Source organism: Rhodopila sp. (assembly GCF_965277165.1).
GTDB lineage: Bacteria > Pseudomonadota > Alphaproteobacteria > Acetobacterales > Acetobacteraceae > Rhodopila.
Genome location: NZ_CBDICE010000006.1, coordinates 1023667 through 1041426, shown reverse-complemented (window position 1 = coordinate 1041426; position 17760 = coordinate 1023667). Strand labels below are relative to the sequence as shown.

Genomic DNA, 17760 nt, shown 5'->3' with positions numbered 1-17760 from the left:
GGAATCGAGCGTCACCCTATATTTTCTGGATTACATCGGGATTTCTTCTTCCGCGATGGCTGCCGGTTCAGTCACCTCAGGATCAAGCCCGTCATCCTCAACCTCGGTGAATTCTGCATCAAGAACGTCACTCTTCGGCTCGGCATCACCTTTGACAGCGTCTTTGACCGCCTGCGCGGCACGGGTCTGGCGCTTCTTTGGCGGTTCGGCTGAAGTAACCTCCCCAGTGGTATTGTCGATGATTTCGCCGCCCACTTCGTCGGCTTCATCCTGACGCAGAACCTGTTCTTCTCGGTCGCCGATAGGCAGCCGCTTCTTGGCCCGGTGCAGCACCGTCTTGCGCCACGCCTCGCCGGGCGACTTGTTCCACATTGGGCTGACGATTTTCCCGTCCTTATTTTTGGCGGAGTAATTGTCACGGACGGATTCGATCTCCGCCTTTGACATATACTCAGGACTGGTCCACTCGCCGCTGGCGAGTTTGGCGACAACATATGCGCCGATGGGCTCGCCGCGAGCCATCTTCAGATTGATTGTATGCGTGACAGGGATCTCATCGGTGACGAAGTTGATCTCGCAGATGTCGTTTTCATAGACGACTTGGCACGCAATAAACGAAATCTCCGGCGAGCGACGGATCATTTTCATGACGCCCCCGCTCATCAAGCGATACTGGGCTTCTTTCGATTTTGTTTTATCGTTCCAGCCGATGACGATGGCGGCCTCTTTGCCGTCCAGGACGACGCCATCGTTGGCGGCGCGGGAGCAGACCGCGAAGACGGAGCGCGTGCTAACCTCTCCCCTCTTGATTTCCGGCTTTTCATTCACCGCCATAAGGGCGTTATTCATGAATTTCTTGATGTCGGTGCCGGATGAGCGTAACAGGGACGCGAATTCGCTTTCCTGTTTACGTAATGTCTCGGTAATCGTCAGTTGCTTTCCTTTAGTCATAGTCTCCTTCAATTCTGCTCCGTTGGTTTATCATTCGTCGGTGCTGGAGCGTTAGGCGCCTTCGAATCTGTCAAGAAAGTCCCCGTGATGAGCCCACCTGACCGGGGATATAAATTCTATGATTCTCTCGCTGATCGAGTCATATCCGGCCCAGTGCTTTCCGTTCCAATGTCCCTCGCAGAGGAACCATTTGCCCTCCACGATAAACAATAAGACAATATTCGTGCCGTCTTTGGGTGCGTTGGCCATGTCATGGAGGTTCAGAAAATTGGGTGTCATGCCGCCACCTTCTTCAGTCCGAAGTATATGTCCTTGCACGCCCGCACATCCCAAAGGGCATCGTGCGCCGCGTCGCCCAGAGACTTCCCGCAAACCTTCTGTAACGCCTCATCGAGCTTCGGCGATTTCGGCTTATTAAAACCTGCCTCCAGCATCTTCTCAGTTGGCGGGATATTGCAGATATCGACTGTCATGCTCATCGTGCATTTCCACGGTTTGTCGGCTGGCTGATAGCCATGATAGGCGGCCTCGATATCCATCATCTTGCGGTCAAATTCCGAGTTATGCGCGATTATCACGTCAGCCATTTCAGCCAGGCGGCGATAAAACAGGTATGTCGCCTTCGATGACACGCCGCAGGCCGCGCACAATTCCGTCGTGAAGCCATGGACCTGCCCCGCCTCCTCTCCCACCGCCCAGCCTTCCGGCTTCATCAGCGCAGAAAATTCCGCCAGCGACTTGCCCGTCTCATCACACAGCAACATCGCAACCTGGCAAACGCGGGCCTGGCCGTCTTGCACTAGCGCGCCGTATTTCTTCGGGAAGCCGGTTGTTTCCGTGTCGATGGCGAGGATGCGGCGGGTCATGCTTCGCCCCGCTTCTTATGCAGGTCTGACACGGTGCAGCGCGGGTAACCTTTTCTGGCACCTAGATAGGTCCCGACCATACTCTCCTCGACAAGGGTGCCGGGGCTGTCCTTGACCATCAAAACCTTTATTTTGAAGTCCCGGCCGAACGCCTCGCTATGGTTGCCGAGGCGGTGGATCAGCTCGGCTTGAGTTGCTTTGAAATCGTCCTCGGCCTGTTTCTTCTCGGCTTGAAGGCGATGGTGGCGGGCGAGGAGGGCGTTGAAATCCAGATCTTCCGTGCGGTCGAGGATATCGCCGCCTTTGTGCAGGGCTTTGATGACCGCGTCGTCGCGACTGAAATCGGGATCTGGTGCCCGGCCCGCGTCGACGTCGGTCCAGAACTCTCGAACTTTTTTGACGATAGCTGCGCCAAACTCGCGATCTCTCGGCCGCTCATATTCATGCCAATCATAAATCGAAGTGAACCCGGCGATCATGCCCCATTCGTAATCCTCCCGAACCTCCAGCTGCTGCTGCAGTTGAATCTCGATGTGCTCGGGTGCCTGTTCCTCCACCCACAGCTCCTTGTGGCGGAAATGGTCCACACCCTTAATCTCTAAAATGCCCGGGCCTCGCTTTGGGCACAGAACTCGGTAATCGAAACTCGAACCCATTCGCAACTGAGGAATCCGGATATACTCATCAGCACGCCACACAGTCCAACCGTGCTTTCGAGCGATCTCGTCGGCAGCATAATCCTGCAGCCTCGACCCCTGCGCCATGCGCTCATTTTCATTAAAGGGAAGCTCCAACCCGTCGCGCTTTGCGTGATAGAGCTCAAAACGAGTGAGATAAGGGCTCAAGTCGAATAGCGCAGCTGACATGGTGCTGGTGACATCCAGCTTCCTCAACTCAAGCCACTCTCCCTCGGTGGCAGGATTTAAAATCTGACGTTCCACTTAAATATCCCGAATCCCTTCTGCTTTGTTGCATTATCAAACTAGACTGATAGATCAGACACGTCAAATACCTATGATATAATAATATTGCGTAGTTATTATGAGAATAAGCGTATTGCTTCTTCGGGTGACCAAATGAACTCGGCGATCCCGCCATCGCGCTTTACCGCCGCGACAAACGCCTTCTGCTCCTCCGTGCCCCGGCCTTTCCCTGCTTTCGTCTCCAGCACGCAAAACACCGGTAGGATCTGCCCCACCATCTGCTCGCTGACGCGCACGAGACGATATCCGACTAAATCGCTGCCACCATCTCCGCCCAACCCTGCGTCCACCCATGCCCCGGTGATCTTGCCACCGCTGACAACCTGGCCCTTGTACCGCTGATTGCGAAACAGCCTAAAGCCCAGCGGCGATAATCCCAGCTGAACGCCTTTCCAAACCCCTGTCTCAGCTTGCTTGCCCATTCAGCCCCCTTTTATCTCCGCCGCTGTTTTCACCTGCAATTTCAAGTTCTCCAACTTGTCTCCATATCGAACGATCTTCACCTGTTCTTCCGTCAGGCTATGCCGCTTAATATAGCGCCGCACCTCTTCAAGGTTCTCCGGTGTGTTTTCCGCATCGATCAGCACGAAATCCTTCCCGTAGATCATCCCCCGCCCCCTGCTTTTCTTGCTGTGTAAATCTTGGCGGCCCATGCTTCGGGTGCGGCGTAACCGCGCGCCCTGGCCAGTGCGATCAGGTCGTTCAGGGATTTGGCCATGCCCTGTTCCTTGCGGCGCTGGAGTTTGGCCTGGTCCTCTGGTGACAGGCCGGTTACCTCGGCCAGGTCGCCTTCGATATGGTCGAGTTCGCGGGATTGGATTGGGTAGACGTGGCCACAGTTCGGGCAGGCTGGCGCGGGTCGATGCGCAAAGAAGCAAGCGCTGCACTGGCGGCTGGCGATTGTCCGTTCATCATCTCCACCGGCCTTCTTCCGGTCGCGCGAGGCGAGCGTCCATTCGCGGTCCGTATCCGGAAGGCCAAATTCTCGAATATTTCCAGCATGATCATGGATAATTGCCGGATAATCCTTACGCCTAAGCACTCGGCCGAATTTCTGCAGCTGGAGGGCCAGGGATTTCGTCGGGCGCAAGTCCGACATAGCCTCAACGGTCACGTCCATCCCGGCATTTGCTGCCAAATCGAATCCGTAGGTTGCGATATCCACTGTCGTCATAACTAGAAGTTCGCGCATCGCAAACGCCCGGATGATCCGTCGCCGGTCGGCGTCCTGCGTCTCACCGTCCATGTGCATCGCCGGAATGCCAGCATCCCTGAACTGCGTTGCTATCATCTCGGAATGCTTGCGGCTCGTTGCATAGACCATGTTCAACCGACCCATGGCGTTCTGCCGGTAATGCCTCACCGCATCGCCGATCAGGACGCGGTCATCTTCCATTTTGCTGGCGAGCTGCTTCTTGTCGTAATCTCCCCCAACCGTCTTCACGTCGGACAGGTCGGGCCGCGACGGCGCGAACGCCCTAAAATCCGAGAGGAACTTGTTATCGATCAGCCACCGCACCGAAGGGCCGCACACCATGTGGTCGTAATATTTGCCAAGGCCCTGTCCATCGAGCCGCCACGGGGTGCCAGACATGCCGAGAATGAACGTCCCATTCTTCTTCAGCCACGCCACCAATACATCCATCGACGCGCCGCTAACGTGGGTTTCATCGATCATGGCGAGATTCGGAGCCTTCAGCTTGCCATACCGCTGCATCACCGTCTGGAGTGACACGATCTGAACCCGGGCGTACGGGTTATGCGCGTAGTTTGCCATGATGTATGAGAACGGCACGCCCCAGCTTTCCAGCGTGTTTGCCGTCTGCCTGGCCAGCTCGCGCCGGGGAACGATGAACCAGACCGTACTGCCCTTCGCATGGCCGTCGGCGATCATGGAAGCCGCGGTTTGGGTCTTGCCGAATCCTGTTGCCGCTTGCATCAGGACAAATCGTGTTTTCCTGAACGCCGCGCGAACTTCGTTCTTAAGATCGATCTGATGAGGGTAAAGCTCTACCACGCTTCACTGCGGTCTCTCCGGCGGCCAGCTACCCGTCCAGTCAGCACATTTTCCGCGTCGTCCGGCCTGAAATAACCCTGCTTCTTCAGGACCGCATATTCCTTCTTGGTTGCCTTCAGTCGGGCTTTCTGACGCTGCGGGTCCGCGCACGCGCCTGCCGCGAAATGCTCCGCGCCATCAACCTTGGCGTCGCAGGACGCGCAGTAAAAGCCGCCGGCCTCTACCAGATCACCATGAAAATAATATCTCGTCATCGTCCCTCCCCAATTCCAAAAGCCGCCAGCGGCACACGAACAGACCGCTGTGAAAACCCAGGCGCAAAATACAGGGCAGCGTGCTTCTCGGCCCCACCAAGATCGGCCAGCGTCCGGGCCCAGCTATGCCACGGTGTGTCCTTCAGCAGATTTTCCAGGTTCGGCGATTTGTTGGCGATCAGCACGCCTTCCGCTTTTGGCCAGATGCCATATGTCCGCAGGATGTTTTCCGCGTCCTGGTCCGGCGTCAGACAGTCTTTCGACCGGCCGAGCGCGCGCTGTATCAGCGTGCCTATAGTCGCCTCTCGATTGGTCCCATTGAACACATACCGGATAATCTTGGTGGCGATGAACATGATCAGCCGCTCAGGATCGGACTGCTCAGCAATCGCCGTGTGCGTAGTCCAGTCGTGCGCCCGTATCCAGGCCACAGCCTTATCGTGATCCACGGCTGCCGTACTGCTCAGCAGGTATAGGCCCGCCAGCATGGCGCCGATCTGATCTGCCGCACGCCGGTCGCAAAGCACGTCCGATGCAGCATCCGCGAACGCACGGCAATTTCCAACCAAAACGCCGAGATTATTAATCGTCCTGGCCAGCAGCCCACGCCCGAATTCGGGGGTTAGCGTCTCCCTAATCTCCTGACGCAAGCCCTGATAATACTGGTCGGCATCAGCAACCGCCGCTTTCTTCAAAACCAGCTGCGTGATCCGGCTCTCATCGGCGCGATGCTTGATCACAGGGTTGATACCCGAAAAGCAAAACGACGCCCGCAGCGTATATTGCACCGCCTCTCCGCTGGCCGACCCCTTGACGATCTTCCCTCCAGAGGAAGACCGGCGCACCAGCTGCATCAGGCCCTCCATGATGGTCTTATCCTTCATGGTTTCCGCCTCGGCTTCGTCGTAAATCACAGGCCGCCCGTCGAACCCCAGCATCTGCCGCAGGGCCGCTTCCGTCGTTCCACCTTCGACGTGCAGCGCCATCGCGCCGACCATGTTCGAAACTATATTTTCCAGAACAGTCGTCTTCCCGCTCTGCGATTCACCAGTGATCCAGATGTGCGGCCGCCACGGAATCGCCGCGCAAACCGGCGCGATGACGCACCAGCCAGCCAGCAGGTCGCCCGACAGCTTCGACTCCCAGGAAAGCTTGCTGCAGATCTCACGCAGGCGGATCGCCGACCGGTTCGACAGCGGCTCCGCGTCCATATGCACCGTCGCGCTCATCAGCGGATAAACGAAGCGGCTCGGCAGCTTGTGCGGTTTCACTGACACCCCGTCGACCATCAGCGTATCGCCGCAATGCAGGATGTTCCGGCCATCATCCAGCCAGGCGCCGATACCGCGAATATTGGAAGGCCTGAAGATGCCGACCTCATGAGCCGTCGTGATCAGGGCATTCGCCGCAAACTCGGCGATCTTGCGGCTTGATTCCTCTCCAGCACCAAAATGGTCCTGCCAGTAGTGAAGCGGGCATAGCCGGAACAGATTAACCATGCTCCCGAGCGCCGTGGGCGACAGCTTGACGATCTGGCCAGAGCTGCGCGGCAGGAAATAATAGTGACCGTCACTATGCCCGAGGATCTTGAAGGGCTTCTCCTCGTCGGTTTCGTGCGGATCTGGGTAATCCCCGGCGTCACCCCCGACGGGTTGCAGATCGTGGCCGGGGCCAGGAATCCCGTCGGGGGCTTCTTCTGGAGGTGGCGCCGGCGGCACGACTCCCAGAATTCTTTCGCGCACGGCGTCCAGGCCGGCGCTTAAATGTAGGTCACTAAAATCGGTGCGCTTGCCCGGGTCGTTGTCACCGAACCCGGGATCGACGACGAACGCGCCGCCTATGGCCGCAGCAGCCTTCGTGGCCTTCTCCACCCCGGCGTTATAGAGGAAGCCTGCCGCGCGCCACTCCACCCAGTGAGGATCATCGCCAGCAACCGTTTTCTTGTCCGGAGATCCTGCCCCTTTATGGCCGGTCGGAGAGAAGCTCCAGAAATCCCCGTCCGCGGCGAAAATGAATCGCGAATCCGGGTATTTTTTCTTCATCGACCGGGCGACCTCAAGCAGGTTCCCGGCGGTGAACGCCACGACTACTGGCAGACCAGTCGCCATGCGGATGCTCGCCGCGGTTCCCCATCCTTCAGCAATGATAATCTTTGATTTGTCCTCATCTCGGGTTGCCAGCGGAAAATAAGCGCCCTGCACCGAGCAACCATCTCGGAACTTCTTAAACCCGTCCGGGCGGATCTCCTGCAAGCTGACTATATTGCCGTCCCTGAACATCGGGATGACCAGGGTATCTCCGTCCTGCCGTATGCCCTCGAGGACGATGCCCTTGCGCGCGCTGTATTCGTTCCCAGCGGCAGGCTTCAGTCCCTTCCAGTATTCCTGCGCCCCGCGCGCCGCTGCCTCATAAGCCGCCCGCCGCTCCTTTTCCGCTTCGGCCTTCTCCCGTTTCAGTCGCGCGGTCAGCTCCTGCCGTTCGGCCTTGGACAGCTCCCCGCCCATTTTGCTGTGCCAGGCCTGGAAACCTTGGGGGTCTTTCTCGCTGCCATAGCTGCCAAAGACGAACCCGTCTGGTTGCTCACGCAGGACATAACGTCCACTATCGCCGCCACCTTTCTCGTCCATGAAATAGAGGCGATGCCAGCTATTGTCGGAAACAATATGTCCATTCTTCGGGCGGTACCCGGCGGCACTGAGGGCCGACAAAAAGTCTTGCATGAAGTGATGTCCCGGAGTGGAGAAGTCGATCTGCTCAAACAGCATCATACAAAATAATATCGGGTACAAGAGGCAAAATTAATTTTGACCTTCCCGATTTATATTAGGACACTCTAATATATTAATGGACTTAAGTATACGTAATACAGCGGTTTCTACAACATTGTTGTGGCCTGTCGTTGCCTATGTGTCTGATTTAACTTACAAACTACGGACTACAGCTTTTTTCGTTCTACAGAGATATATACTGACATATAGACTATATAGGTTATGGTAAGCTATATAGTGCTACAGGCTCCTATATATATATCTATATCTTTATAGTATAGGTAGTATAGTAGTAGTCGCCTCGCAAGCCATTGGCGTGACTTGGGAAATGTCTACGACAAATCGTACAACAGCAAATAATCTGTGTCGTTTTCAAATACGCTGATTGACGCTGACAAAACATCCTGTCTAATATCGTATCTGTAACAAACAGGAGGACGTGCTGTTTGAACTTGAGACCGGATATTCACCACCAGCGCTGATCCCGCCACGCGAATTGCGTTTCAGCGAATTGACCGAGGGCGTGAGCTTCTTCGTGCCCGCAGACTTTCGAGCGACGCCTAAGCAGACCCGCGCCTCGATTTACAGCGCCGCGCACAGCCGCGGGATACGTGTCCGGATCCACAAAACGACGAAGGATGGCGCGGAGGGGTTCAGAGTATTTGGAGCCCTAAAGTCTTCGCCGTGACCCTTCACAACGACCAGCAGCGCGCCGTCGACGAGATCCTGGCTGCGCGCGGCAGGGGTCAGCGGCACCTGCTGGTCGGAGCAGCCGGCACCGGGAAAACATATCTCATGCAAAACCTAGCCCGCGACTGGCGCGACAAGAAACTCTCCGTGGCCATGACCGCGCCGACCCACAAAGCTGTCGCCGTCCTGTCCTCCAAACTTCGCCAGGCCGGGCTCGTCGAGATCCCCTGCCGCACCATCCACAGCCTGCTCGGGCTGAAGCCGAAGCCGGATGGCGACAAGCTCACCTTCGTCCGCGACAGGAAGGCTGAGCCGATCGACGCCGATGTTGTGGTGATAGACGAGGCCAGCATGATTCCTGCGGAACTGATGGCGCACATCCGCCGCCACATGACGCGCGCGTTCGTACTGTTCTCGGGCGACAAGGCGCAGCTGCCGCCGAAGGAAGCACATTTTGCTGGGCCTTCTGTGATGTCCCCGACATTAGGAAACGCGGGCGAGACAACGAGAGGGAAATGCAACAGCTGCTTTACACTGCTGTCACTCGTCCGAAACAAGGGCTCGTTTTGGTTGGCGTTTGATCACCTCAGCCTTCCTGTTGTTGAAGCACAAAAAGGAGATAAGTGGCGGTCAACCGTAATCGCGATGGCCTCAGCGGTGACGACGGACCATATACCCTTGGCAGCAGTTGCATATCGCTAAATTTGGAGCGTTATATGCTAACGGAAGAAAAGTTCGAGAGCGACCTTCACAGGACAATTCATCTTACGATAATGCGAGCCGGCCACGCAAGGAACCTGCATCCCGTGTCGGCGCACACGCCACGAGGTACAAAACTTTCCGATTATTCGCTTTTTCACGGTAAAGTTATCGTTGAGCACAAGGCCTACTTGGACTCCCCGGAGCAGCAGAGAAAAGGCCAGGTCTTGAATGCTTTTTTTGAAAGCCTGATTTTTAAGTATAAAATTGCGCGTGAACAAATTCCAAGTTTCCGCGAACGCCTTAATCCAGAAGAACGTAAGAAACTTCAAAAACTTACCGATACTTTTCTTCATAAACTTCAGAACAAGATTGCAGAATGTAAAGATCAGATAAGGGATACCAAAAAAATCCTCGAATTGCCCAGTGCCGTCGGCGTCGCGCTTATCACATTCGATCGCGTCCGTTGGATGATCCCTGGTGTGGTCGCACAACGCTCTTGGCGTAGCTTGCCGAAACTTCGGCATGTAGATTTTGCAATCGCCGCGATACGAACACCTGACCGTGGTCGAGTGTCCATCCAGTATATGGGCTCTGCAAACTTAGATCCTAAGCATCAAGCGATCTTGAGGGGTGTGCTTGATGTCATGGGTGCAGGGACGCCAAGAAAACGTTACGACCTTTATACCGCAATGGAGATGGAGTGGGAAGGCAAGCTTTAATCATGAGCGAACACGGCTCAAGCGCGTTCCAGACCATGGAATACCTGCACTCGAAAGCCTTTCCATGGTCTGGCCGCGCAGGTGGTGGACGACCCGGCCACAACTCCCACCCAGATCACGATAGCTGGTCTGCCCCTTGAACGGGACGGACCAGAATCGCCAGCCTATTTTTTCTCGGCTTTTTTCTCTTCATGGTGACCGATCGCAGCGCCGGTAACCGCACCAGCGACAGCGTGGCCGCTTCCGACCTCATGGCCCGCCACGGCGCCCACGGCCGCGCCTTTGCCGGTTCCGGCATTCGCCTTGTCATTGTCCGCCGCGAAGACGGGCGAGACCAGCGCCAACCCGAGAGCGGCGGCGAGAAGATACTTGAACATCCGTTCCTCCTTAATGTAAGCACCTCTTACATTGGTGAGGAGCGCGGTGGCTTTCAACCGAGATCAAGATTTTGTTCTCCTGTAGTATCGCTCGAGGCGGCTAGGAGCCCAACGTCGCCGCCAACACCGCGCCTGAGGTCATCGCCGCTTCTGCTGCGTAAGAAGCTTCCGTTTGTTGCCCCGTCTTCTCCACAAATAGCCGGCGGTTGGGACGAGCGCGGAGAACGTCAGCGACGTCTGCAATGCCTGCACGGCTTTCTTCCTGACGTCCAGGGCGTCGATCTCTGTCCGGCTTGGGCTGGAGCGCATGGCGATCAAGGCGAGGACCGCGGCGACCACTAAGTTAAACCCCAACACGCAGAGAGTCGCGTAGATCGGGAGCAGGTACATCCCTGCTACTTGCCAACCTGCGATTTCCAGCGTGATCAGAACCCCCATTCCGAAAACCAGCGCCATCACGCCAAACGCGGCCCGCCTGCCCTGGCGCGCGGCCATGGATTTGTACCGAAGAATTTCCGCGTCGATCGCGAGTTTCAGAAGGTTCACGCTGCGCATGGCGACGTCCTGCTTTTTGGTGAAGATTCCGCCGCGACGCCGCGACTAGAGCTCAGTGCGCCTCTCCCAGCGTGTCAGCCGCCCGCGCGCCGCGCCGTCCCATGGCCTCCGGATGGCCGACGGTCGAATCCTTCCGCGTCTGCTTCTCGGATTGCGCGTTGATCGCCGCCCCGAATAGAACCACGAAAGAAGATATGTAAAGCCAGGTTAGCAAGATGATGACGCCGCCCAGCGAGCCATAAGTCTTGTTATAGCTGTTGAAGTGGGCGACGTAGACGGTGAAGCCGATGGACGCGATGATCCATAGCGTCATCGCAGCGCCAGCGCCTGGCGAAACCCATTTCCATTGCGGCTCGTCCCGTGCAGGGGCATACCGGTACAGCACTGCCAGGCCGGCCACGAAAAAGCCGATGAGCATCGGCCATTCGAGAATTAGAAGAAGCCATTTGTTCATAGCCCCGAGCGGTAGAACCTGCACGGCCGCCGGCAGCACGCCGACAAGCGCGACGACGAAAATTCCGGCGATCGTCAGCCCGATGGTCAGACCGATGGCGACGAGGTTCAGTTTGAAGAATCCTCGCTTCTCCGGCTCCTCGTACGCAATGTTCAGCGCCGTGATCAGTCCGCTCATGCCGCGGGATGCGCTCCACAAGGCAAGCAGCAACGCGAAGATCGCGCTGAACCCTAAGGCGCCCGTCGATGCACTTACGAGCGCGTGCAGCTGGTCCGAGAGCATTTGCTGGGCCTGTTCCGGCAGAATGCCGGATAGGGATGCCACCTGCTTTTCAATCTGTGACGGATCCAGAACGAGGCCGTAAATGGATACGAGCGCGGCTAGACCCGGAAACAGAGCCAGAAGGATCGCGTACGTAACCCCGCCCGCGACGAGAAACAGGTTCTCGTTCGATACTTCGCCCCACGCCCGGACCAAGATGTCTTTCCAGCCGACAGGCGGAATCTGCGTTGGCTTTCCAGCTTCCCGTCCGCGATCCCCTTCCCGTCCGCGATCCGGCGCGTGAGAAGCAGGTTGATACCCTCTGTTCGACGGGCTCAGATCCGCCAGCCTGTCCTTCAAGCGCTGCAGTTCGCGTTCGCTCATCTCCAGTCCTTGGCCAGCAGATACGGCGCCCGCGCCCGGTCGTGCGCAACACATGCGTCAGACCGTGAAATCTATCGCCCTATTTGAGATAAACAATCCCGGAGAGTGCCGGTTGCGGCACACCAGATCAATAATCCGGATGTAGCGGGCCGATGGTAAGTCGCAACAAGCGCCTCACCGCTTCCCCTTCACCTCCATCCGCGCCCGCGATCGATACACCGCGTCGTCCGACAGCGCGTTCGCGTAGGTTGGATCCACGCCGGGCGCTTCGGCATTGGCCTGAAGCACCATGACCTCGCCATGCCACTGGCCGGGATAAAATCCAGCGGCGATGCCGATCAGCAGGCAAGCAATTGGGATGATGGTTTTCATGTTCGTTTCCTCGGTTTTGCCGCCGCCGGGATCGGACGGGCAATGGAGGACGGTAGCGCCGGGGCACTTAAGGCCAGGTAAATAGCCACGCTGGTTAACGGGGAACTGCGGGACTCCGGCCAGCAAAAGAAACAAAATTACCCGAATTTTCTGTTACGACTAAGGGATGTTCAGAAAACCATTCTCGCATCGACTGATTACAGAACAGCCGTCTGGCGCGCCCGGAGGCAAAGCGCCTGTGACCCACGCCATCGAACCGAACCCCACCGGACCGGTGGCTGATCTATGCGCGGATATCATGGCGCATCCGGCGAACTATAAAACCAGCGGCGGCATCATCAGAAGCGTCGCGGATGATCGGATCTATCTCGGCCAGGCGACAGCCAGCGGGTTCACGCTTAGCGAGGCCGAACGAAAATACAGCCGGGGCACGTATAATTTCTTTATGGCGCTTCATGCGGATGACGAACGGCGGGAAGAGGAAGCGGCGCGGGCTGGCTTGGCTGCGCGCCTGGTAAGGGCGAACATGGACCGAGGGAAACACGCACCGTCCATCAATGGCGATGCCGACGAACTGCGCAGACTGCTAGTTAAGCCGGACCAGCCTGTATGGGCGGACGTCCGGCACGTTGAGCTGGCGCACCGCGCGATGGGACTATCCACTTTCGCAGAACGAATGCTCCCTGTCCTCGAAGGTACGCACAAGATCGTGCCGATCGGCGAATTCGACGACAGGGCGGACCCAAAACAGCGGCCCGAAAGTGAACGCACCATCGCCGCCTTCACTTGCCACGACGCATGGATTGACCGTCTCCAAAACCCCTACGGCACCACGATTTTCCCCAGCATCGAAACTTTGGAAGCCGAACATCCTCGTATCGGGACATTGGGCATTGTTGAACTCGAGGTGGGGCTGAAGCGGGTCGTTCCTTCGGGGGACGTCACCATCGAAACGCACACCCCAGGCGACGACAGGGCGGTCATGCGGGATTTTCTGACGGACGGGGACGCGCAGGGTTGGGCGGACTTCACAGCGGCGCGTCGCCCCGCCGACTTCGACTTCCTGACCGATGGTTACCGTGTCACTGACAAGGGCCATGCCGCCATAAACGCCCGCTGGATCGACCGCTCCGGCGAGCGCCACCGGACGCGAGCGGAGATGCGGGAAGAGAACAAGGCGCTTGAGACAACGCAGCGCGCCCGGAAAGACGTTCCTCCAGCAGCACCACGGGATCCGCCGATGCGGCGGGGTCGTTAGGTATGGCCGAAGAAGACCGCGAGGGCGAGCGTCAAAAGTGGAGATGGAGGGACGAGCACCCGATTCTCTTCAGCCTTGAAAACGTTATCGACTGGTCAATGCTGGCGCTGATCATTTTCATCATGGCGCAGTGTTCGTGCCATTGGTGCGTGGCATCGTGAACCTAACCACCATCCCCCGCCGCATCGACGACTTCGCCCTCGACCGGATCTTCCAGCCGATCGTCGACCGCTTTCCCGATGCAGGCCCGGCGGGCGTGGCTCGCTTCTTTCTGACCGGAACATTCTTCGCGGACGTCGCAAAAAACCTCATTTCGAAAGAATCTTACCTATGGATCCTGGCGGATTTTGTCGGCGCGGCGGTTCTATACCTAGCCGCTGATTCTCCAGCGGCCCGCTTAGGGTCAAGAAATGCGAGACGGATCACACAGTTTGGGTGGAGATTACTGTTTCTGGTTATAACCCCCGCGATTTTCATCGGCACCTTCAGAAGCTTTACACTGCTTAAGCTTCTGAACCCGGCCGATGCGCTTCTTTTCCTGTCTTACCTGTATAGCGTTGCGTGCGATCGCATGCCGCCGCGCCAGACCGAAAGCGCGTGGACGCGGTGGAGCATGGCGTCGTGACAAGCCTCTGTGACATCTGCCCGAAGCCGGGCAATTGCTGCAAGAAACTCACGCTGTCCACTGGACCAGGCGAATATATCACCTTTTGGAAAGACGACGGATTTGCGGCGGCCGAGGCCAGAATGGAAGAATGGAAACTGCCGTTTGTGCCGATCGAAATAAACCATACTTTTACCGACGATCAGACGGGATCCGAATATGTCGATTACTATTATTCCTGCCCGAAGCTACTCCCCAACGGCCGCTGCGGCATATACGACGACCGCCCTGCCCTGTGCCGGTCGTATCAGCCCGGAGCAGACGGCCTGTGCGTCTTCCACGCCAACGGGGCGCTTCGCCAGCCCGTGAAGCACGGGAACAGGTCGACGCGGCAGATCAAGAAGCTGGCGCGCTCGATTCTTCAGATCGCCGACCGTCCTCGCTAGATCTCCGTGGCGGCGCGGATCGCGCAGCCGCAGTTTTTCGAACCATCAATGCCACCAGCGAGACATTCGCGCGTTCCAGAGCCGGCAATCACAACTGGAGAACGCACTTGGCGAACCAAACCTACAGCATCACTGAAATTGCAGGCTCGTCTGATGTCAGCCACGCCGATGCAATCGAGAAGGCGGTCGAACGCGCCTCGAAGACGCTTCGGCATCTGGCATGGCTTGAGGTCAAAGAACAGCGCGCCGAGATCGCCAACGGCAAAATCACCCATTACCAGGTCATCATCAAAATCGGGTTCAGAATGGAGGATTAGCCGCGTTCCGCCGGTAGGCTTGTCGTAGAGCAGCCCGGCGGCAGCCCAAGGACCCATGCCCCAGCCATCCAGCACCATCTTCTGGTCTTTGATCGACCGCTGGGGCGTCCCTGAGGACCAGGCGCTTGAGTTGGTCGCTTATGACGGAAAGCTGCCCACGACGGGGAACCGGCCGCGCTTCAAGCTCTCAAGCGAGCAAACCCGCATCGTCGCCACACTCGCTGAAATTGACACCGCCCTCGCCCATGCTGGCATGGACCCGACATGGCTGCGAAAGCGCTCCCGGGGAGCGCCGCGCTCGCCGCTGGACTTGATGCGCGCCGGCGCGATGGACGAGGTTCTGCGCTCGCTCACGCAGATGGCGTTCAAGGCGTCTCTCAAAGCGAAATGAGGGGAGGCCAAACATCTTGGCCTCCCCTCGCCCTGAGGCGTTACGCTTTTTCTTTCACCTTGTGCACCTGCCGTCCTCCGCTCTCTCCCGCCGCAACCCCGCTCATCAGCGCGCTCAGGGTTTCAGGGGAGACAGACTCAAGCAGCCTGGCATCCGCCGCACTGATTTCCGCTTGCTCAGGCTTCGGGAAGACGATGATCGGGCCGCCCGGCTGGGGAGGAATCTGCAGTTCCGCATGTCCGCTCGCCGACGGCAACGCGAAGGCCGTCTGCGCCTCGACCGCCGTCGCCGCGTCTGTCGGCAACGGCAGAAACGTGATCCGTTGCTCGGGCGTCGCAATGATCGGCACAGGGAACTGCGACTGCGGCTCAAAGAAAAACGGGAAATGCCGCTTGATGAGCGCGGGCAATCTCAGGTCGACCCAGCCCCGGATTTCGACATTCGCGGTAGGCAAGGTGCTGCCCAGGAAGATTTGCGGCAGCACGCCGACCAGGACCGTGCCCCTAGCGTTGACGGTCACTCGAAGCGAAAAATCCACCCCGTTTGGATTTGCCGTGAATGTGAGAGGCACGCCCGTCACGCCGTCATCGAGAAACGCCGTAGCGTTGGCGAGCGTGCGCTGCGGCACTGGAGGCCCTGCCGGATTGACGTTGCAGTGGAACCCGATGTCAAAGGTGAACGGCGCGCTGTTGATATTCGCGAGCGTTAGGAAGAAGCCCTTGATCGCGAGTTCGTCCGCTTTCTGGACAGTGGTCGGACCGAGGCCAGGTGGAAATTGTGGCGTGAACAGCACTTCGAAAGTCGACAAGAGAGTCGGCGGTACGATGGGCATTGTTGTCCCCTGATTGTGGAATGTCGCCCGAAACGCAGGTTGCGGCACCTCGCCGCCCCGTCCCGCGCTCGCAGGCGACCGACCATATAGGGGAAGGGGAACGCTCAGGCTGTGATCTGCGTCACAGCGCGCCACCGATTAACACGAGAGGCCGACATGATTACCACCACGACGTTCCATAGCAGCTCCAACGGCGACCGCTGGCAGATGCTCCACGACGATGCAACGGGCCTCTATCAAGTCCGCCACGAACCCAATGCATCGTCTGGCGGACGGCCGACCGACACGCCGATGCCGGAGTTCCTCAGCCGCAGCGGCGCGACGCCGCAGGGGCTTGCGCTCCAGAAGCTGCTAAAGGAGCAGGGCGCGATCGATCCCGACCTGGAGAGCTGACTACGGCCAAGGCCCTCTGGTCGACGTGATACCCCAATCCTCCGCAACACGACCGTCGACGAACCGGTACATGGCAATGCAAGGAAAGACGACAGTTTCGCCGTCTCTCTCCCCCGAAAACAGCCATCTTACCGCTGCACGATCGCCCTGTTCGATCATGTCCAGAACTTCGACCTTCATACTCGATCCAAATTTGAGGAACGTTGCCAGCATGAGGCGTGCGCCTTCATGGCCTGTCGGAACTTTCATCCCTGGCTCATGCAATTTAAAATCCTCGGTAAACCACTCCTCGACGTGGTCCAGGTCGCGCGCGGTGATTGCCTCGGCCATACGCAAAAAGAAATCCTTGAGTGACAATCGATCCTCCAATCTTCCGACGAAAGCGAATGAACTCTTCGATTCTCTGTGATACAATAACGAAAAACCGTCACTAATGGGGAAGAAATTGCAAGAATTAAATCCAGACGCCGAGATATCAGCCGTCGACCAGAAGATCAGCGGCGAGCGCCATCGGACAGTTTTTAAGCGCCGGTCGCGCCGGGAACTCGAAAAGAACCTAACCCCGTACAAGCCGAGGCTGATATCGCATTGGGCTGGCAAATGCGGGTCGGCCACATGGGTTACGGATCCAACGACCTGAACCGCGTGCGCGGAACCTTGCATGATGCCGCGTTGGCCAAGGAGCACCCTGCCGTCCGCGCGCTTCTTTCCTGGCTGGAGATATGCCCGATCCACAAGGCACAGATTGTTCTTGACATTGGCGTCTTCGAGAAAACGGTCCGCGACGTGGCCGAAGTCCGCGCGATCCACCGTGAGACGGTTACCAGCAGGTTTTACGGTGGGCTGATAGCATACTGCAAAATGATGGGATGGCCTTCCTATACAATGGCTGAATACAGAAAGATGAAAAAATAGATTTGACCTTCCGCGCGAAATAGGGCAGAATTGTTTCAATAGTGTTTCCGCCGCTTCGTAACAGACCGCCCCGCAAAGGCGGTTTTTTGTTGTGCGGATTTCCTCTGCGCCCGTCCGGCCCGCCTCCCGACGACATCAGACCGACCCCATAGTCCTCCCTGACATAAAAGCTGATCCAGTTCGTCCCGCCTTCAAAAGCACTCCGGACGGGTGCGCCAAATTCCATCTCCCGATATCGGCGTGTCGATATC

Annotated in this window: 23 protein-coding genes; 9 read left to right on the top strand and 14 right to left on the bottom strand. The window is 57.7% G+C overall.

All coding sequences use genetic code 11. The features are described 5' to 3' along the window. Positions 1-30: 30 nt before the first annotated feature. From ACQY4Y_RS16680 to ACQY4Y_RS16645, 8 genes are all read right to left on the bottom strand, one after another. Complete coding sequence (locus ACQY4Y_RS16680; protein ID WP_428491725.1) at positions 31-951, bottom strand: recombinase RecT; 921 nt, start codon at positions 949-951, stop codon at positions 31-33. A gap of 275 nt (positions 952-1226) precedes the next feature. Then, complete coding sequence (locus tag ACQY4Y_RS16675; protein ID WP_428491724.1) at positions 1227-1817, bottom strand: exonuclease domain-containing protein; 591 nt, start codon at positions 1815-1817, stop codon at positions 1227-1229. Beyond that, the gene (locus ACQY4Y_RS16670) at positions 1814-2758 is read right to left on the bottom strand and encodes a YqaJ viral recombinase family protein (protein WP_428491723.1); all 945 of its coding nucleotides are present in this window, start codon (positions 2756-2758) and stop codon (positions 1814-1816) included. Before ACQY4Y_RS16670 ends, ACQY4Y_RS16675 begins: the two co-directional genes overlap by 4 nt. Before the next feature lie 98 nt (positions 2759-2856). Then, complete coding sequence (locus ACQY4Y_RS16665; RefSeq protein ID WP_428491722.1) at positions 2857-3222, bottom strand: hypothetical protein; 366 nt, start codon at positions 3220-3222, stop codon at positions 2857-2859. Then, the gene (locus ACQY4Y_RS16660) at positions 3223-3408 is read right to left on the bottom strand and encodes a hypothetical protein (protein WP_428491721.1); all 186 of its coding nucleotides are present in this window, start codon (positions 3406-3408) and stop codon (positions 3223-3225) included. It abuts the gene before it with no gap. Further along, positions 3405-4817, bottom strand: coding sequence for a DEAD/DEAH box helicase (locus ACQY4Y_RS16655; protein ID WP_428491720.1), 1413 nt, complete (start codon positions 4815-4817; stop codon positions 3405-3407). Before ACQY4Y_RS16655 ends, ACQY4Y_RS16660 begins: the two co-directional genes overlap by 4 nt. Further along, entirely contained in the window at positions 4811-5071 is a 261-nt protein-coding gene (locus ACQY4Y_RS16650; protein ID WP_428491719.1) for a hypothetical protein, read from the bottom strand. Before ACQY4Y_RS16650 ends, ACQY4Y_RS16655 begins: the two co-directional genes overlap by 7 nt. Then, positions 5068-7839, bottom strand: coding sequence for a hypothetical protein (locus tag ACQY4Y_RS16645; RefSeq protein ID WP_428491718.1), 2772 nt, complete (start codon positions 7837-7839; stop codon positions 5068-5070). Before ACQY4Y_RS16645 ends, ACQY4Y_RS16650 begins: the two co-directional genes overlap by 4 nt. Before the next feature lie 684 nt (positions 7840-8523). On the opposite strand from ACQY4Y_RS16645, the gene ACQY4Y_RS16640 reads away from it, so the two are divergent. Beyond that, on the top strand, positions 8524-9231 hold the full coding sequence (locus ACQY4Y_RS16640; protein ID WP_428491717.1) for an AAA family ATPase: 708 nt from the start codon (positions 8524-8526) through the stop codon (positions 9229-9231). A gap of 104 nt (positions 9232-9335) precedes the next feature. Further along, positions 9336-9950: a hypothetical protein gene (locus tag ACQY4Y_RS16635; protein ID WP_428491716.1), complete on the top strand. Its 615-nt coding sequence runs from the start codon at positions 9336-9338 to the stop codon at positions 9948-9950. A 164-nt stretch (positions 9951-10114) separates the two neighbouring features. Here ACQY4Y_RS16635 and ACQY4Y_RS16630 read toward each other — a convergent pair whose 3' ends face one another. From ACQY4Y_RS16630 to ACQY4Y_RS16615, 4 genes are all read right to left on the bottom strand, one after another. Continuing rightward, entirely contained in the window at positions 10115-10327 is a 213-nt protein-coding gene (locus ACQY4Y_RS16630) for a hypothetical protein (RefSeq protein WP_428491715.1), read from the bottom strand. 138 nt (positions 10328-10465) lie between these two features. Further along, positions 10466-10882: a hypothetical protein gene (locus ACQY4Y_RS16625; RefSeq protein ID WP_428491714.1), complete on the bottom strand. Its 417-nt coding sequence runs from the start codon at positions 10880-10882 to the stop codon at positions 10466-10468. A 52-nt stretch (positions 10883-10934) separates the two neighbouring features. Then, positions 10935-11981, bottom strand: a complete 1047-nt coding sequence (locus tag ACQY4Y_RS16620) for a YihY/virulence factor BrkB family protein (RefSeq protein ID WP_428491713.1) — start codon at positions 11979-11981, stop codon at positions 10935-10937. 174 nt (positions 11982-12155) lie between these two features. Continuing rightward, positions 12156-12353, bottom strand: coding sequence for a hypothetical protein (locus ACQY4Y_RS16615; RefSeq protein ID WP_428491712.1), 198 nt, complete (start codon positions 12351-12353; stop codon positions 12156-12158). Between the two features lie 238 nt (positions 12354-12591). On the opposite strand from ACQY4Y_RS16615, the gene ACQY4Y_RS16610 reads away from it, so the two are divergent. The 6 genes from ACQY4Y_RS16610 to ACQY4Y_RS16585 all read left to right on the top strand — a co-directional run bounded on the left by ACQY4Y_RS16610 (position 12592) and on the right by ACQY4Y_RS16585 (position 15369). Then, positions 12592-13611, top strand: a complete 1020-nt coding sequence (locus tag ACQY4Y_RS16610; protein ID WP_428491711.1) for a hypothetical protein — start codon at positions 12592-12594, stop codon at positions 13609-13611. Between the two features lie 2 nt (positions 13612-13613). Beyond that, a complete protein-coding gene (locus ACQY4Y_RS16605; RefSeq protein ID WP_428491710.1) occupies positions 13614-13772 on the top strand; it encodes a hypothetical protein in 159 nt (52 codons plus the stop codon). After that, positions 13769-14236 carry a hypothetical protein gene (locus ACQY4Y_RS16600; protein WP_428491709.1) on the top strand — a complete coding sequence of 156 codons (468 nt, stop codon included), beginning with the start codon at positions 13769-13771 and terminating at the stop codon, positions 14234-14236. Before ACQY4Y_RS16605 ends, ACQY4Y_RS16600 begins: the two co-directional genes overlap by 4 nt. Further along, positions 14209-14661 carry a YkgJ family cysteine cluster protein gene (locus ACQY4Y_RS16595; RefSeq protein WP_428491708.1) on the top strand — a complete coding sequence of 151 codons (453 nt, stop codon included), beginning with the start codon at positions 14209-14211 and terminating at the stop codon, positions 14659-14661. Before ACQY4Y_RS16600 ends, ACQY4Y_RS16595 begins: the two co-directional genes overlap by 28 nt. Before the next feature lie 107 nt (positions 14662-14768). After that, on the top strand, positions 14769-14978 hold the full coding sequence (locus tag ACQY4Y_RS16590) for a dodecin (RefSeq protein ID WP_428491707.1): 210 nt from the start codon (positions 14769-14771) through the stop codon (positions 14976-14978). Positions 14979-15033: 55 nt separating this feature from the next. Then, a complete protein-coding gene (locus tag ACQY4Y_RS16585; protein ID WP_428491706.1) occupies positions 15034-15369 on the top strand; it encodes a hypothetical protein in 336 nt (111 codons plus the stop codon). Between the two features lie 40 nt (positions 15370-15409). On the opposite strand, the gene ACQY4Y_RS16580 is transcribed toward ACQY4Y_RS16585, so the two are convergent. Further along, positions 15410-16201, bottom strand: coding sequence for a hypothetical protein (locus ACQY4Y_RS16580; protein ID WP_428491705.1), 792 nt, complete (start codon positions 16199-16201; stop codon positions 15410-15412). A gap of 156 nt (positions 16202-16357) precedes the next feature. On the opposite strand from ACQY4Y_RS16580, the gene ACQY4Y_RS16575 reads away from it, so the two are divergent. Continuing rightward, positions 16358-16594 (top strand): hypothetical protein, encoded by a 237-nt coding sequence (locus tag ACQY4Y_RS16575; protein ID WP_428491704.1) that lies wholly within the window; start codon positions 16358-16360, stop codon positions 16592-16594. Here ACQY4Y_RS16575 and ACQY4Y_RS16570 read toward each other — a convergent pair whose 3' ends face one another. Continuing rightward, complete coding sequence (locus tag ACQY4Y_RS16570; RefSeq protein WP_428491703.1) at positions 16595-17404, bottom strand: ester cyclase; 810 nt, start codon at positions 17402-17404, stop codon at positions 16595-16597. It abuts the gene before it with no gap. Positions 17405-17760: the final 356 nt, after the last annotated feature.

Coding starts and splice junctions, on each gene's coding strand:
- ACQY4Y_RS16680 (WP_428491725.1), bottom strand. CDS start 951: ATGACTAAAGGAAAGCAACTGACGATTACCGAGACATTACGTAAACAG.
- ACQY4Y_RS16675 (WP_428491724.1), bottom strand. CDS start 1,817: ATGACCCGCCGCATCCTCGCCATCGACACGGAAACAACCGGCTTCCCG.
- ACQY4Y_RS16665 (WP_428491722.1), bottom strand. CDS start 3,222: ATGGGCAAGCAAGCTGAGACAGGGGTTTGGAAAGGCGTTCAGCTGGGA.
- ACQY4Y_RS16660 (WP_428491721.1), bottom strand. CDS start 3,408: ATGATCTACGGGAAGGATTTCGTGCTGATCGATGCGGAAAACACACCG.
- ACQY4Y_RS16650 (WP_428491719.1), bottom strand. CDS start 5,071: ATGACGAGATATTATTTTCATGGTGATCTGGTAGAGGCCGGCGGCTTT.
- ACQY4Y_RS16645 (WP_428491718.1), bottom strand. CDS start 7,839: ATGATGCTGTTTGAGCAGATCGACTTCTCCACTCCGGGACATCACTTC.
- ACQY4Y_RS16630 (WP_428491715.1), bottom strand. CDS start 10,327: ATGTTCAAGTATCTTCTCGCCGCCGCTCTCGGGTTGGCGCTGGTCTCG.
- ACQY4Y_RS16625 (WP_428491714.1), bottom strand. CDS start 10,882: ATGCGCAGCGTGAACCTTCTGAAACTCGCGATCGACGCGGAAATTCTT.
- ACQY4Y_RS16620 (WP_428491713.1), bottom strand. CDS start 11,981: ATGAGCGAACGCGAACTGCAGCGCTTGAAGGACAGGCTGGCGGATCTG.
- ACQY4Y_RS16615 (WP_428491712.1), bottom strand. CDS start 12,353: ATGAAAACCATCATCCCAATTGCTTGCCTGCTGATCGGCATCGCCGCT.
- ACQY4Y_RS16605 (WP_428491710.1), top strand. CDS start 13,614: ATGGCCGAAGAAGACCGCGAGGGCGAGCGTCAAAAGTGGAGATGGAGG.
- ACQY4Y_RS16585 (WP_428491706.1), top strand. CDS start 15,034: ATGCCCCAGCCATCCAGCACCATCTTCTGGTCTTTGATCGACCGCTGG.
- ACQY4Y_RS16580 (WP_428491705.1), bottom strand. CDS start 16,201: ATGCCCATCGTACCGCCGACTCTCTTGTCGACTTTCGAAGTGCTGTTC.
- ACQY4Y_RS16575 (WP_428491704.1), top strand. CDS start 16,358: ATGATTACCACCACGACGTTCCATAGCAGCTCCAACGGCGACCGCTGG.